Origin of the sequence: Pseudomonas mucoides (assembly GCF_015461845.1) — a bacterium.
GTDB classification, from domain to species: Bacteria; Pseudomonadota; Gammaproteobacteria; order Pseudomonadales; family Pseudomonadaceae; genus Aquipseudomonas; species Aquipseudomonas mucoides.
The window spans coordinates 308,815-323,615 of the sequence record NZ_JACOPW010000005.1 but is presented as its reverse complement, the minus strand read 5'-3'; the positions used below and the strand labels follow the sequence as shown (position 1 = coordinate 323,615).

The window sequence follows — 14,801 nt, the reverse complement described above, 5'->3', positions numbered from 1 at the left end:
CCGTCGAAGGCGCTGAGGATCATCGACCCTCCAAATCCCCGGCGCGAAATTTTAATGCCAGAAGCACCAAAGGTATATACGCAACAAGCAGTCCTATCAGCCCTTCCAGCTTACCTTCGACGACCAGCCAGGCAAGCGGAAACAACCATGCAATGTTAAGCACACCTGTCACCAATGTTACCGGCAGATGCCTTTTGTATTGGCGGGCAGCAAACTGGTAGGCATGGCTGCGATGAGCTTCGTATACCTTGTCACCTCTCACCAACCGACGGATCAACGTAACGGTGGCATCGACGATGAATACTCCCAGGAGAATCAACCACCCCACGAACAGATTCGTCGATATCCATGCCGACTGCAGAGCGAGGATGCCAAGGGTAATGCCAAGAAAACCGCTACCGGCATCGCCCATAAAAATCTTCGCAGGAGGAAAATTCCAGCAAAGGAAACCTAGCACGGAACAAGCGAGCAGTAACGGAGCCACGGTGGAGATGCCGCCCTGCAACCCGTACAAGACAGCGACCCCGACGCAAACCGTCACGGCCTCAACGCTGGCGATTCCGTCGATACCGTCCATAAAGTTATAGAGATTCAGCATCCAGACAAGAAACATGGCCGCTACGACGTAACCGAGTATTCCCAATTCAATCGTTGCTCCGAAGATTGAAATGGGCGCAAGTCCGCCGATCCAGTAAAGCGCCCAAAAAGCCGCTGAAAAATGCCCCAATAGACGCCATCTGGCGGCGATATGCCCGTGATCATCCAAAAAACCGAGGATCGCTACCGCGGCACCGGCGCCGAGCAATGCCAGAGAATCGTTGAAAGACATCATCTTCAACACATTCATGACCACGACAGCTGCGATGAAGCACAGCACAATCGCCACGCCGCCGCCTCTGGGCGTGGGGATCGTGTGGGAACTGCGGGCATTAGGAACGTCGATTAAGCTACGAGCCAACGCGTACCGACGAAGAACCCACGTCAACCCGAAAGAAAATATTGCAATGACCAGCAAAAACAACCACAACATGAAGACTGCTCCCTACTCGGACTGCGCCGATTTTAAACTACGTGCATCACTGGACATTTTGTAGTCTTGAGCCGCCTTAACAAGCTCCTCGCGAGACGAAAATGGCGGCGTCCAATTCAAGCAGACTCTTGCTTTAGTCGAGTTCAATACAAATGAACCGCATAACTGCGTCATCAGCGCGCTCTTACCCAGCATCTTACTAAACGCGGACATTACTGAAACGGGAAAATAAAACAGCCGCGATTTACGCCCCATCCCCGAAGCCAGCCCCCGAATTATCTCAGGCAGCGACAGATCTTCTCCGTCCGAAACCAGGAACAACTGCCCGCGGGCACCGGGATGAACTGCACACGTCCTTAAAAAATCAGTAAGATTATTCAGCGAAATCATACTTCTCTTATTGTTGACCCCGGAAAACGGCAGCGGCACACCGAGATCGACAAGCTTTAACAATCGCTGAAAATTACCAGGTGCGTTCCCTGCATATACCAATGGCGGACGCACTATGACCAACTCCATCGTGCTTTCAATTGTTACGTAACGCTCGACGAGCCCGAGTTCAGCTTGATATTTGGATACAGCGTAATCTTTTACCGGATTGACTTCTGAAAGCTCGTCTACAGGTGTTGACCCGGTTTCGACGCCATTCACACCGATAGAACTGACAAATACAAATCGCTTGATCCCGGCCTTCGCCGCGGATGAAGCCAGCTCGAGCGTGAGTCTCTTGTTCACATCGAGCATGGCCTCCAGATTATTGGATGCTTGACCAAACTGGTGTGCACGCCCAGCCAGATGAATGACGACATCTACCCCGTCGAGCGCTTTGAGGAGAAAGCTTTCGTCATCCAACGCACCATAACAGCACTCATACTCGGCGACCCCCGAAGATGTCTGTCGCATCACTGCGCGAACTGAAAACCCACTGGCTTGGAGATCCAGACATAAAGCCCGACCTATAAATCCGCTAGCCCCAGTTACCAGTATCTTCATTTTGAGTTCACCAAATTGATAATCTCTTCGACCCAGCCAACCAAACTATATTTGCGGTAGATCTGCGGCTCAACCTGCTTGTAAGGCTTTTCAAAAAAAACGACTGGAATACTAGGCTCAGTGCGCTCAATAACGTAGATATTCTCCTCACTGTAAAAGTCATATGACTTGACGCTGGAATTGGTTGTCACCAATTTCTTGCGTGCACCTAATGTTTCCAGCGTCCGCATAGTGAGCCCGGTCTGATGAGGATGCTCAATATCAAGTATGACCTTTGACCGATTAAATACGCGCTGGACTTCCGCTTTGGAGATTGAGTCAAACTGAAAATCGCTGCGTTTGGCACTACGAAACGAAGCATTCGTAAACCGATAAAACCAGTAGACCCACTTCGCTTGCAAAAAGAGGTACCAGTATTTTTTTACGGAGACACCCAACTGCCGATCAATTTTTTGAACGATAGAAAATCGATCGGTATGAGCTGTCCCAATAAAACTTATATCAAACTCGGGAGTGACTTGTTCAGTCGCTTCAAACCCCTTGGAAAAGAAAAGAGGTCGAAAATGTACGCCAAATTCTTGAGCGTCATTTTTATCGAAAGAAAACACACTATCAAAATATTCGAGATTCTCTACCGTTTGCTGCCGATTGGAAAACGAATCCCACATATAAAGAATAAACTTTGCAGAAGAAAACTGTTGGCGCCATCCGCTGAGAGTTTCTTTAGAAAGCGTCTGGCCGTTCACTACAAAGACATAGTCAAACTCAGCGCTGATCGACGCGAGTTCTTTTTTATAATAACGATCCGCAGCGCCGATCACCCATTCACGGCGCACACGGGTAAGCGCCTTCAGAAACGGGGAATTAAACGGACGATCCAGAAGAAACGTAACCTGCGCCCCCTGTCGCTCCAGCTCCCCTTTGATTTCATTCTCATAGCCAAAGAAGACCGGAGCAACGTATAACACTTTCTTGTTTTCAAGCAGATCATTCACGACGACATCATCCGTTCTTTAACAATTTTCGCAGGCATTCCGGCCACAATGACATCGGATGGGACACTCATCAGCAGTACCGAATTAGCACCGACAGTCACGTTGTTCCCCAACACCAGCCCTCCCAGTATTTTTGCGCCCGCGCCGATAACAACGTTATCTCCGACGACGGGCCTGTGATCGCTATCGTAGGTAAAATCCAGGTCTCTGGCGCCTAGCGTTACGCCTTGATAGATGATTGCATTGCTGCCAATGCTCACTGCACCGATCACCGTTCCTTGGGTATGGGGAAAAAACAAGCCCGGACCAATCTTGCACACGACTGCGATCTCAATGCCGAATACCGTAAAATTCAGCAATGAAAAAAAGCGAGCAAGGACTTTAAAGCCCTTGGTATTGGATTGAAAGGCAAGTCGGTAAAGCAGCACGGGGGCGAATCGTGGCGAAAACATACTCAAGAAGAACTTTATTTTTGATGCGACGGGAGGCGCATTGAACAAAGCTCTCTGTCGCTCCAAATCCGCTCGCAGTAAAGCTCTCAACCCGGCGTCGTGCTGCTCCATAGACATATTCCTTAATTCATTAACTTTCGGGCACGCAGCTCTTGATTGGCTTTTTCAAGCTGATCCTCAGGCAGAGGCTGGGAAAGCACCCACTCAGCGAATCGTTTCAAGCCTTCTTTCAAAGACACTTTCGGGTAAATACCCAGCAAATTATTAAGCCGAGTAACGTCTGCATAGTTATGCCGAATGTCCCCTACCCGGAACTGGCCAGTGACCGTTACATTAGGCTCTTTACCGAATGCCCGTGTCAGCTCCTCCGCAACCTCCTTGACAGAAGTCGCTATACCGCTACCCACGTTAACCACTGTGTTTGGCGATTTTTCGACGAGCAAACCGGCCAGCAACGCATCAGTAACATCGTCAACGTGGACAAAGTCGCGACTTTCCAACCCGTCCTCGAAGAGTGGCAGGACGCTATCGCGGCGGATCTTCGTCGAAAAAATGGACAAAATACCGGTGTAGGGGTTATTCAGCGACTGACGCTCGCCATACACGTTCTGCAAACGGAATATCGTGTAATCAATGCCCATTGACTGACAGCCAATACGAACAAGATCTTCCTGAGCATATTTAGTCGCCGCATAAAACGAAGACGGCGCAATCAGATCTGACTCCGACGTAGGCACCAACTGAAGCGGGGCACCCGTCGAAGGGCACAATGGCTCCCACTTTGATTGGCTCAAAGCCTCTGCCGAACGCGCTAGAGGTGAGACTCGCTGGTTGGTAACGGGGTTGATATAGGCACCTTCACCGTAAACCGATCGGCTCGACGACAAAACAATTCGCGTGACTTGATGGCTAGGCAATTTACCCAGCACGTCAAACATCAGCGCAGTGCCTTGCGAATTCACCTCATTATAACGGGCGATCTCATACATCGATTGGCCAGTGCCGGTCTCGGCGGCGAGATGGACGATACCATCGACACCGTCCAGCGCCTTTATCCAGTCTTCTCTGGACGTGACGCTTCCACGGATGAATTCGACACCGTCATGACTGAGCCAATCGAGATCAGCGGGGACCTGGCCATGCACCTGAACGGTCAAAGGATCAAGAATCCTGACAGCGTGATTGGTGCTCAGCAACTTTGGAACAAGGTGCGAACCTATGAATCCTGCGCCGCCGGTGATGAGAATTTTTTTCATGATGGTACCTTTAGAAATCGACAGTGAAACAGTTTCCTACGCTCGCATCCCACCTACGGATTGTATTATGCGCCTTGCGCCGCTTCCTTTGTTTGATGGATGAGCCGCAGATTTGCAAAAACATAAAGCGAAAAACAGATGAACAACTGAAACAGGGTGGGGAGTAAAAAAAACATGTCATAGAATATTGAAAAAACCAGAATCTGGAAAGCAACCGAATAGGCAAAAATCCCCCAAGGCTTGCCCTTCAGCGAGGCATTATAAATGCAGCAACACACTAACTGAATAATGGCAACGAAGATGAAACCACCCATCGCCCCCACATCCGATACGAAGCCAGCATAAATAGTTGAAGTATTCAAATTTCTATCAACGAAGGTAAAAAGATCGTTTCTGGCATCCAACCCAAAAAAATCCCTCACGATCGAAGGCAGCATGTTGGACATCGAGTACGAAAACGACCAGGCCGGCGTAACGATATCGATATTATGAAAAAAGTTACTTAACCCCGCAGTTAAATAAACATAAAACCAAAGAAAACCGCTAGGTAGAGCATCGAATACTGCTGCCGACCTACCAGAAACCAGATAGGAAAATGGATTGGATGTTTGTCGCATATCCCCAAGATAGCCAAACACGACAACCACAGAGAGAGCCACCAGAACCAGGCTTAATATCTTTTTATAAGACACCTTGGTCAGCAAAAGGGAGACGCACACTATCTGGATCAATCCACTTAGCAGAATCCCGCGCCCTAACATGAGTACAGGCCAAAACAGTAACAGCGCAACAAACAATGCCAGCGATTTTGACTTGGTTCTTATTGACAGATAAGTCGCCATAGACAGTACTTGCAAGTAGCAAGCGTTCATCACACCATGGAGCGACGGCACGCCAAACTCTGTATACAACTTATCGATACCGACAAGCCGCCAATAAAGTGGCACACCACCCGAATAATAAATTTCAAAAAGGGTTCCTACAACCCAAAGAGCAAACAAAACACGAAAAAAACGACTGACCACTCGTGTATAGAATTCGGCCCTTTCGAGACTTACCGACTCAGTACTTTTTCGGTTCTTCAACAACACATACAGTAAAAAAATACTTACCATATTCATCAATATAACCATCAGCCCTACTACTGATGGGGCGACCAAATTGCTGGTCAACCCCAAAAAATACAGCAGCAAGACCAAAGACCACATGGATATATAAACAAATGCGGGATTTAGCATAAATTATACGTTCCGCTTTATAGCATTCTTCAGCTTTGGAAGAAGCTCAGAAACAAACTTAAAGACCAGTGAATTATTCAGTACTTTAAACATGACATTGGTCAAAAATCTCTTGTTACCGGCCGAGTACTTCAAAAACAAAGGGTGCAATGTCTCTACATTCGCTTTATTTTTCTTGACTACTTGCCGGAAGAGCTCACCCAGCAGATAACGGTAGCCTCCCTGCTGACAGGCTTCATGAAGAAGCGGGTCACCTGCATAACGTTGCGATATGACATCTAACGTCAACAAGGATTCTGCGAGCAGTTCAAATGTTCTGTCACTCGCTCCGAGACCATGCTTACGGTACTTTCCATAAACACCCTCGAGCTCGCGAACTTCACCACGCAGGGCAACTTCGATATTGAAGATCCAATCCGAGACCATAGGAATAAGTGGATCGAAGCCATGTGCTGGACATGCCGAACGTCTCACCATTACAGACGAAGCACCTGGTATACCGCCCTTGGCAATCAAGTCGTAAGCATTATGGATCTTTTCTTTTTCGGTGGTATTGGTCCGAAAAATAAGACTTCCATCAGCATGATTGAAGATATCGACGGGATGATACGAAAGAACTACATTCGGATCTTCAAACTGTGCCACCTGAGCGGTAATTTTTCCTGGCAGAAATAGATCATCGCCACCAAGGATCGCCACCAGATCACCCGTGCAAGCAAAAAAAGCAGCATTTGAATTACCGGTGATCCCAATATTTTTTTCATTCAAAACAGGCACCACTGTATCAGGGTACCGGCGTTGAAAATCCAATATAACGTCCTGCGTTCCATCGGTCGACGCGTCGTCAGCAACCACAACTTCAAGATTTTTATAATCTTGTGAAAGTACGCTTTCAATAGTTTCTGCAATCAAGTGACATTGATTGTAGGTTATGATCATCACAGAAACTTTTGGATTATAAATATTCAACTTCGCGCCTCAATAAGCAAAAATAATCAAGCATCCAACTACGGTCAGCCAATTAACGTCTCAGGCTTCATCCTTTTGAGTGCGCCAGTAACAAAAAAAATCATCACAAACCAGTAGATAGCATAATTTAAAGCATGAGCGAGGGACACGCCCTCCAACCCCATATACTTCGTCAGTATCACCGTTAACGCATAGAAACTTATCGCGGAGAAAACTTCAGAAGCAATGAACAGCTTAAACATCGCCTTACCAAGCATCACATACGCCAGTATCCAGCTGCCGATTTTCAGAGTATCGCCAACAAGTTGCCAAGCAAACAGACTCCTCATGGGCAGGAAGTCAGCTGTAAACAAAACCTGGATAATAAAATCACGCAGCACATACATCAGAAGCCCGCAAACGGCTGCGCACGGCAGAATAAATTTGTAGCCTTGGAGTATTTCGTCCTTAATCTCCGACTGATGGGTTAACTCAGATAGTTTGGGCAGGTAGTAGACACTTAACGTGGTCGTCACAAGCATTAGATAAGCCGCACTTAATCGCCACATAGCCTCCCAGTAACCTGCGGCCTCCCAACCCAAAGTAGCGCCCAAATGGTTACGCACCAAAATATGACTGACCGGGACGCAAACTGCTGAAGTAAGGGCCATCGCTGTAAATTTAAAAAAGTTCTTTGCAACCTCTTTATCCACTCGCCCATACATATAGGCCAAACGAAACCAAGGTGCCCTGCAACAAATCATTAGTGTAACAAAAAAGCTAATTGACTGATAAATGGCCAACGCTATCAATGCACCATAAAGCCCCGAAAATATTGACAGGACCGTGGTCACCACGAATGCAAATAAACTACCAGCAATGTTTGCAGCCACGTAACGAACAAGGTCTTTCTTACCATTAAGTATGGCAAGTAAAAGTGTATTCAGGGTGAAGAATACCAACGTGGCTGCAAACCATCTGAGAACGCCCGCGAACTCCTTGTTCTTCAGTATCCAACCAGCAAGGTCCGCGCTAAAAACAAATATAACAACACTGGATAGTAACGAACCGGTGATGGCGATAGTGCCCGCACTGCGCCAGACGGCTTGCTGCTTTTCCTCACTATAGTGATACTCGGCTGTGTACTTGGTAACGCCAGTATTGATCGCACCACTGGCAAACGTGGTTATCATCTGTATGGCATTCTGAAACTGACCAAGCGCAGCGTAGCCGACAGGACCGACATAAATTGCCAGTACTTTATTGATCCCAAGCAAAGTGAGCATTTTGACGAGAACAGCAATTCCGTTCAGCAGGCTCGTTTTTATCAGTGTCATTATCCTTCAACCATTACCGTTGAAACTATTGCAAGCACTAATTACTTTCGCTGCATCATCCAGAGACATCGTTGGTCCGATTGGCAGGCTCAATACTTGCTCATGAATGGCTTCAGTAACAGGAAAGGACATCTCATTCCAGTCTTTATAAGCTTGCTGCTTGTGAGGCGGAATAGGGTAATGGATTAGTGTTTGAATACCGGAGGCGGCCAAGTGCTTCTGCAATTGGTCACGTTTTTCCGAACGAACCACAAAAAGATGCCAAACATGACTCTGCAGATTCAGCGGCGACACTTCCTTGCTGAGAGGCAATTGAATCAGGTTATTGTTGATGCCCGTCATGTAGAGTTCTGCTATTGCTCTGCGCTTTTGAATATCTTCTGACAGGTATTTCAGCTTTACACTTAACATCGCTGCCTGGATCTCATCCAGACGACTATTCACACCTTGGAAAATATTTTTATATTTTTCGTGTGATCCATAATTGCGCAGTGCTTTTACAACTCGCGCCAATTCCGGATCGTTGGTTGTGATGGCACCTGCATCTCCAAGCGCCCCCAGGTTCTTCCCTGGGTAAAAACTAAACCCGGATGCATCACCCCAACTACCGGCGATTTTCCCGTCAATACTAGCACCGTGCGCCTGAGCAGAATCTTCCAGCACCAACAGGCCATGGTCTTTCGCAATACTCATGATCGCTGGCATATCAGCCAACTGTCCATACAGGTGGACTGGAATAATCGCCTTGGTTTTTGGACCAATGGCGGCCTTGATAAGGGCAGGAGAAATATTCAACGACTCATCTGGCTCAACCAAAACGGGTATCAGGCCATTTTCAGTGACGGCCAGAATACTGGCGATGTAGGTATTGGCAGGGACGATCACTTCATCGCCAACATTCAACTTACCGAGAATTTTCCAGGCTCTCAAGGTGAGTGTGAGCGCATCCAGACCATTCGCTACGCCGAAGCAAAACTCCGCGCCACAGGCAGCAGCAAATTCTGTTTCGAACTGCTCCAACTCTTTACCCTGAATATACCAACCAGAATCAATGACTCTCGCACAGGCAGCCTTGAGTTCATCAGCGTAGGCTGCGTTCACATCTTTCAAACTTAAAAACTCAATCATCAGGTCACCTGTTTTTTCGTCTTACTAAAACCCATGGCAAATTTTTTCGATGCCTGGATTCCGATCAATTCGCGCTATTCGTTACCATCTGGCTTGCTACAACACTTACAAACTCTTCATAGTCGCGTATATAGTCCGACTCGTCATATTCCTGACTGGCAAAGACGACCAATACACAGTCCTCACTAAAATCATGCATCTCTCGCCAAATGAGATTATTAATAAGAACCCCTTTCGTTGGCGAGTCCAGCCAGACTTCTTCTTTAGAGACGCCGTTATCCATCAGCATGCGGCACTTTCCTGCCACGCAGACGGCTAGTTGTCGCAACTGTTTGTGCGCATGAAATCCACGACTGACATCTGGCAGGGTGCCGAAAATATAATAGACACGCTTTATTTCAAACGGAATTTGTCCGCCCTGCTCCAGCGCAATCAAGCTTCCACGATTGTCGCCTATCACATCCAATTCGATTAGCTGCGTCGTGCCTGCTTCGTAAAAAGTCGGCAAATCCGCATCATTCAAAGCGTTCGCCTGCTTGTCTTTTTCACTCACGATGAAGTCGAGGCCTTCCGGCCACGTTATGCCGATATCGGGATCGTCCCAGCGGATACTGCGCTCGGACTCCTTGGAGTAGACATCTGTCGTTTTGTAAAGAAAGTGAGTGTCATCCTCAAGCGCCACAAACCCGTGAGCAAACCCCTCAGGAATCCACAACATTTTATGGTTGTCCGCACTCAATTCGACGCCAACCCATTGACCATAGGTAGGGGATCCCTTTCGAATATCAACGGCCACATCGTACGCAGCGCCGGAAACAACTCTGACCAGTTTCCCCTGGGCATGAGGTGACAACTGATAGTGCAGCCCTCTAAGTACGCCCTTTTGAGAGCAAGAATGATTATCCTGAATAAAACTTCTCGGCACGGGTAATCCCGACTGAGACAGCGCTTCATGAAAACGCGGCTCGTTGAAACTTTCAGCAAACCAGCCGCGATCATCTCTAAAAACCGTTGGTTCTATTATAATTACTTCCTGTAAATCGGTTTTTAGTACTTTCATGTAGTTACACCTTAAACGGCAGTGAAATTTCCTGCCGACAATGACTTATAAACAACTTAAAGGCACAATTTTCATGGCCTCTGCAACGCTTATTAAAAACAGCGTTGCTGCGATTGCATATCACGTAAGCGATACTTTTCGCGACTCATCCAAGCGATACAGAGTAAACGCAAAAAGCACACCAAGCATCAGCCCCAGTACCAGTGCCAGAGAGATCACTAACGCTTTCTTTGGCTTGACTGCGCTTAGCGGCGTTTCGACATTACCGTCATACCGGAACAATCTAAAATCTTTCGACACGACCGCCAACTTATCGTAGAAGCTCTTCTTGGCTTGAAGATTACGTAATTCTTTGATGTACGCGTCGTTAGACGACCTGCTTTCGAGATTCTTTATCTCCGCATTGAGTGCTTCCGCACCTCTCAGGAAACTCACTTCACCGTCCATTTTCCCAGCCATTGCAGTCGGCGCTGCGCCAAATATCACAGTTGGTTTTTGCAGACCAGCTGCCTTAGCGACACTGAGTGCCTCCCGTAATTTGACGATGGTATCCCCACGCGAAAACTCACCTGTTTCACGTCGAGTATCTATTTCCTGACTAATGCCCCGGGAGCGAACCTTAGCCTCATAAGATACGTTTTTTGTGATTTCATCAGCGGCCAATAGCGCGGCTTTTTCTATGTAGCTCTTCACCCACTCAACAGCTTGTTGAGGGCTGGTAGTTTGAACGATCACAGAAAACCGGCCTGCCTCATCAGCAGTCACTGGATTAACCTGAAACTTTTTTGAGAACTCCGCGTACAAGGCGTCTTGTGGCCGAGTCTTTTGATCATCGCTCAGCGATGACAGGTATACCTCAGAGAAAATTTCTTGACGCAACGATTCGGATTGGAGGTTCCGCAAAAATAAGCGGTAGGCATCTCCAATTGAATAGGGAGTAAGTTCGTTTTTTGCGGTGCGCCCAGTATTCAGATCCGCAATATCACTCTGGGTAGGAGGCACCAAATAGGCTTTGGCTTCATAAACACGCTCACTCAAGAACGCATACATTAGACCCAAAACACCAGCGATCAATGTGACGGCAATAATTACCCACACGCGGCTCCAGAGCCCACGTGCTATCGAAAAAATATCAATGTCATCTTGGTATTGATTATTTGTTGCATCACTTCGCATGGTCTTTGAGCCTTGTTTTCATCTGTTTACATCTAACAGGAGGTCGCTGCATTACGGTCTTTTGCCCAACTGTTTCGCACGGACGCATCGTCCATCGCGTTGAAATTGAACCCGAGCATGACAGAGCGCTGCCCCCGTCACGGCAATATGGAATCTCAATTTAGCAATTTAGCCAGGTACTGGCCGTACCCTGTCTTTTTGAGTCGGTCAGCTTGCTCTGCCAGCTGTGTCCTGTCGATCCAGCCATTCGTGAAGGCAATCTCTTCCAGACAAGCCACTTTAAGGCCTTGACGTTGCTCAATAGTATGAACGAAGTGACTGGCTTCCAGCAGCGAATCGTGGGTACCTGTGTCCAGCCAGGCGAAGCCGCGACCCAGCATTTCGACATTCAGGCTCTTACGCGAGAGGTAAGCACGGTTCACATCAGTGATTTCCAGTTCACCACGTTCGGACGGCTGGATACCCTTGGCAATTTCTACAACATCATTGTCGTAGAAATACAGTCCGGTTACCGCGTAGTTGGATTTAGGCTTCAGCGGCTTCTCTTCAATACTCAGCGCGCGACCCGTTGCATCGAACTCGACCACACCGAACCGCTCAGGGTCGGAAACGTGATAGCCAAAAACAGTAGCACCCACCTGCTGAGAGCTAGCGGAACGCAGGTTATCGGAGAAGTGCTGACCGTAGAAAATATTGTCACCCAGGATCAAGCAGCACGGATCCTTGCCAATGAACTCTTCACCAATAATAAACGCTTGAGCCAGGCCGTCAGGACTTGGCTGCTCGGCGTAGGTCAACTTGATCCCGTAGATGCTGCCATCACCCAACAGCTTGCGGAAACAAGGTAAGTCTTCAGGCGTGGAGATGATCAGAATCTCTCGCATCCCTGCCAACATCAATACCGACAGCGGGTAGAAGATCATCGGCTTGTCGTAGATGGGCAGCATCTGTTTGGACACGCCGAGAGTCAACGGGTGCAAACGAGTGCCCGAGCCGCCGGCCAGGATGATACCTTTACGATTTGTCGTGGTCATTTATTCAGGACTTCCCTAAGCATTCGGGTTACACCACATTGCCAATCCGGCAAGTGTAGAGAAAAATTGTCACGCAGCTTCTGAGTATTCAATCGTGAATTCAGAGGTCGACGCGCAGGTGTTGGATAAGCGGTCGTGGCAATGGGATTGATCGCGGTGACGGCCAACGTTTCGCCATTGGCCTTGGCGAAGTCAATGACATAACTCGCATAGCCATGCCACGACACCTCGCCACTAGCGGCCAGATGATACAAGCCTGCCAGTTCAGGACGCTGCATGACCTGCTGGATTGCCAAAGCTGTCACGTCTGCGATCAGATCGGCCCCCGTGGGTGCGCCAACCTGATCGGCAATAACGTTCAGCGTTTCGCGATCCAAAGCCAATCGCAGCATTGTCTTGGCAAAGTTGTTGCCACGAGCGCCGTAGACCCAACTGGTGCGAAAGATCAAATGCTTACAGCCAGACGCAATGATCGCCTGTTCACCCGCCAGTTTGCTGGCGCCGTAGTGATTCACTGGCGCAACCGCATCAGACTCTTGCCAAGGCGATGTACCCTGCCCATCGAAGACGTAGTCGGTCGAATAGTGGATCAACCACGCCCCCAAGGTAGCGGCTTCCTCAGCCATGACTTGACTCGCCTGGCTATTCACACGATCCGCCAGCTCAGTCTCGGACTCAGCTTTATCGACAGCCGTGTAAGCCGCAGCATTGACGATAACATCAGGCTTGACCTGACGAATCGTTGCGCGTAATGCATCAGGGTCAGACAGATCACCGCACAAACCGTCAACGCTGTGACGATCAAGCGCAATCAAATCACCGAGTGGCGCCAAGGAGCGTTGCAGCTCCCAGCCTACCTGGCCATTTTTTCCCAGGAGCAGGATCTTCATGCTTTGCTCGAAGAACGATCCGCGTAATTCTGGTCTATCCACTGCTGGTAGCTACCGCTTTTCACATGCGCTACCCATTCAGTGTTACTGAGGTACCACTCGACGGTCTTGCGAATACCGGTTTCAAATGTTTCTTCCGGCGTCCAGCCTAGCTCGCGCTGAATTTTGCTGGCATCAATCGCGTAACGCTGATCGTGGCCCGGGCGATCCTGGACATAGGTGATCAGACTAGCGTGCGGGCGATGGGCAGAATCCGGGCGCAATTCGTCAAGCAAAGCGCAAAGTGTGTGTACGACTTCGATGTTTTGCTTTTCGTTATGACCACCGATGTTGTACGTCTCGCCAATAACACCATCAGTCACAACTTTGTACAAAGCACGGGCGTGGTCTTCGACATAAAGCCAATCGCGAACCTGGTTGCCTTTGCCGTAAACCGGCAACGGCTTGCCTTCCAGCGCATTGAGGATGATCAGCGGGATCAGCTTTTCGGGGAAATGGCACGGACCGTAGTTGTTTGAACAGTTGGTGACCAATGTCGGAAGGCCGTAGGTCCGGCTCCAGGCACGAACCAGATGGTCAGAGCTTGCCTTACTGGCGGAATAAGGTGAACTCGGTTGATACGGCGTAGTTTCGGTGAACAGGTCTTCCGGACCTTCCAGGTCTCCGTAAACCTCATCAGTGGAAATGTGGTGGAAGCGGAAATTGGCTTTGCGCCCATTGTCCAGTGCAGCCCAGTAGTGGCGTGCGGCTTCCAGCAGGGTGTAAGTGCCGATGATGTTCGTCTGGATAAATTCCGATGGCCCCGAAATCGAGCGGTCAACGTGCGACTCTGCGGCCAAGTGCATGATGGCATCTGGTTGGTGTTCACGCAGAACGCGGTCGACTTGATCACGATCGCAGATGTCGACGCGCTCGAACACATAGCGATCGTTCTGGCTAACTTCGGCCAATGACTCGAGGTTACCGGCGTAAGTCAGCTTATCGACGTTAACCACGGAGTCGGCAGTATTGGAGATGATATGACGGATGACTGCCGAGCCGATGAACCCGGCGCCGCCGGTTACTAGAATTTTCACGCGAAAACACACCCTTTGAGTTACTGACAGGGCCGTCAACCGAGCGCTGCCTAATCCATGAATGCAAAAGCCGTCTTCTAAGCTGAGGCTTCTGACAGTGTCAGTCTGTACCGATGCAGGACAGTGCCATTATCGGACAAGCGCAGCATTTTACAGCTTAATGACGCTTTTACTAATGGATATAGACA

14 protein-coding genes and 1 pseudogene are annotated in these 14,801 nt (G+C 48.7%); all 15 read right to left on the bottom strand.

What is annotated here, in order from left to right; genetic code table 11:
* Window positions 1–19: 19 nt before the first annotated feature.
* A complete protein-coding gene (locus H8F22_RS22555; RefSeq protein ID WP_194940704.1) occupies window positions 20–1,030 on the bottom strand; it encodes an MraY family glycosyltransferase in 1,011 nt (336 codons plus the stop codon).
* Between the two features lie 12 nt (window positions 1,031–1,042).
* The gene (locus H8F22_RS22550; protein WP_194940703.1) at window positions 1,043–2,023 is read right to left on the bottom strand and encodes an NAD-dependent epimerase/dehydratase family protein; all 981 of its coding nucleotides are present in this window, start codon (window positions 2,021–2,023) and stop codon (window positions 1,043–1,045) included.
* Window positions 2,020–3,018 (bottom strand): CgeB family protein, encoded by a 999-nt coding sequence (locus H8F22_RS22545; protein WP_194940702.1) that lies wholly within the window; start codon window positions 3,016–3,018, stop codon window positions 2,020–2,022. Before H8F22_RS22545 ends, H8F22_RS22550 begins: the two co-directional genes overlap by 4 nt.
* Window positions 3,015–3,581, bottom strand: a complete 567-nt coding sequence (locus H8F22_RS22540; RefSeq protein WP_228758895.1) for a serine O-acetyltransferase — start codon at window positions 3,579–3,581, stop codon at window positions 3,015–3,017. The genes H8F22_RS22545 and H8F22_RS22540 overlap by 4 nt, the downstream gene beginning before the upstream one ends.
* An 11-nt stretch (window positions 3,582–3,592) precedes the next feature.
* Entirely contained in the window at window positions 3,593–4,726 is a 1,134-nt protein-coding gene (locus H8F22_RS22535) for an NAD-dependent epimerase/dehydratase family protein (RefSeq protein ID WP_194940700.1), read from the bottom strand.
* Window positions 4,727–4,791: 65 nt separating this feature from the next.
* Window positions 4,792–5,964: an O-antigen polymerase gene (locus tag H8F22_RS22530; RefSeq protein ID WP_194940699.1), complete on the bottom strand. Its 1,173-nt coding sequence runs from the start codon at window positions 5,962–5,964 to the stop codon at window positions 4,792–4,794.
* A gap of 3 nt (window positions 5,965–5,967) precedes the next feature.
* Window positions 5,968–6,933, bottom strand: coding sequence for a glycosyltransferase family 2 protein (locus H8F22_RS22525; protein WP_194940698.1), 966 nt, complete (start codon window positions 6,931–6,933; stop codon window positions 5,968–5,970).
* A 44-nt stretch (window positions 6,934–6,977) separates the two neighbouring features.
* Complete coding sequence (locus tag H8F22_RS22520) at window positions 6,978–8,249, bottom strand: O-antigen translocase (RefSeq protein ID WP_194940697.1); 1,272 nt, start codon at window positions 8,247–8,249, stop codon at window positions 6,978–6,980.
* A 6-nt stretch (window positions 8,250–8,255) separates the two neighbouring features.
* On the bottom strand, window positions 8,256–9,377 hold the full coding sequence (locus tag H8F22_RS22515) for a DegT/DnrJ/EryC1/StrS family aminotransferase (RefSeq protein WP_194940696.1): 1,122 nt from the start codon (window positions 9,375–9,377) through the stop codon (window positions 8,256–8,258).
* Between the two features lie 64 nt (window positions 9,378–9,441).
* A complete protein-coding gene (locus tag H8F22_RS32700) occupies window positions 9,442–9,885 on the bottom strand; it encodes a sugar 3,4-ketoisomerase (protein WP_172825981.1) in 444 nt (147 codons plus the stop codon).
* Window positions 9,883–10,437, bottom strand: a pseudogene (rfbC, locus tag H8F22_RS32695) (dTDP-4-dehydrorhamnose 3,5-epimerase); the annotation flags it as partial. The pseudogene rfbC and the gene H8F22_RS32700, both read right to left, overlap by 3 nt.
* 120 nt (window positions 10,438–10,557) lie before the next feature.
* On the bottom strand, window positions 10,558–11,613 hold the full coding sequence (locus H8F22_RS22505; protein ID WP_194940694.1) for an LPS O-antigen chain length determinant protein WzzB: 1,056 nt from the start codon (window positions 11,611–11,613) through the stop codon (window positions 10,558–10,560).
* Window positions 11,614–11,768: 155 nt separating this feature from the next.
* Window positions 11,769–12,647, bottom strand: coding sequence for a glucose-1-phosphate thymidylyltransferase RfbA (rfbA, locus tag H8F22_RS22500; RefSeq protein WP_059182372.1), 879 nt, complete (start codon window positions 12,645–12,647; stop codon window positions 11,769–11,771).
* Window positions 12,644–13,537, bottom strand: coding sequence for a dTDP-4-dehydrorhamnose reductase (rfbD, locus tag H8F22_RS22495; RefSeq protein WP_059182371.1), 894 nt, complete (start codon window positions 13,535–13,537; stop codon window positions 12,644–12,646). The genes rfbA and rfbD overlap by 4 nt, the downstream gene beginning before the upstream one ends.
* A complete protein-coding gene (rfbB, locus tag H8F22_RS22490; protein WP_194940693.1) occupies window positions 13,534–14,613 on the bottom strand; it encodes a dTDP-glucose 4,6-dehydratase in 1,080 nt (359 codons plus the stop codon). Before rfbB ends, rfbD begins: the two co-directional genes overlap by 4 nt.
* Between the last annotated feature and the right edge of the window lie 188 nt (window positions 14,614–14,801).

Excerpts from the sequence above, each read along its gene's own strand:
- H8F22_RS22555 (WP_194940704.1), bottom strand. The coding sequence starts at position 1,030 with ATGTTGTGGTTGTTTTTGCTGGTCATTGCAATATTTTCTTTCGGGTTG.
- H8F22_RS22550 (WP_194940703.1), bottom strand. The coding sequence starts at position 2,023 with ATGAAGATACTGGTAACTGGGGCTAGCGGATTTATAGGTCGGGCTTTA.
- H8F22_RS22540 (WP_228758895.1), bottom strand. The coding sequence starts at position 3,581 with ATGGAGCAGCACGACGCCGGGTTGAGAGCTTTACTGCGAGCGGATTTG.
- H8F22_RS22535 (WP_194940700.1), bottom strand. The coding sequence starts at position 4,726 with ATGAAAAAAATTCTCATCACCGGCGGCGCAGGATTCATAGGTTCGCAC.
- H8F22_RS22530 (WP_194940699.1), bottom strand. The coding sequence starts at position 5,964 with ATGCTAAATCCCGCATTTGTTTATATATCCATGTGGTCTTTGGTCTTG.
- H8F22_RS22520 (WP_194940697.1), bottom strand. The coding sequence starts at position 8,249 with ATGACACTGATAAAAACGAGCCTGCTGAACGGAATTGCTGTTCTCGTC.
- H8F22_RS22515 (WP_194940696.1), bottom strand. The coding sequence starts at position 9,377 with ATGATTGAGTTTTTAAGTTTGAAAGATGTGAACGCAGCCTACGCTGAT.
- H8F22_RS22505 (WP_194940694.1), bottom strand. The coding sequence starts at position 11,613 with ATGCGAAGTGATGCAACAAATAATCAATACCAAGATGACATTGATATT.
- rfbA (WP_059182372.1), bottom strand. The coding sequence starts at position 12,647 with ATGACCACGACAAATCGTAAAGGTATCATCCTGGCCGGCGGCTCGGGC.
- rfbD (WP_059182371.1), bottom strand. The coding sequence starts at position 13,537 with ATGAAGATCCTGCTCCTGGGAAAAAATGGCCAGGTAGGCTGGGAGCTG.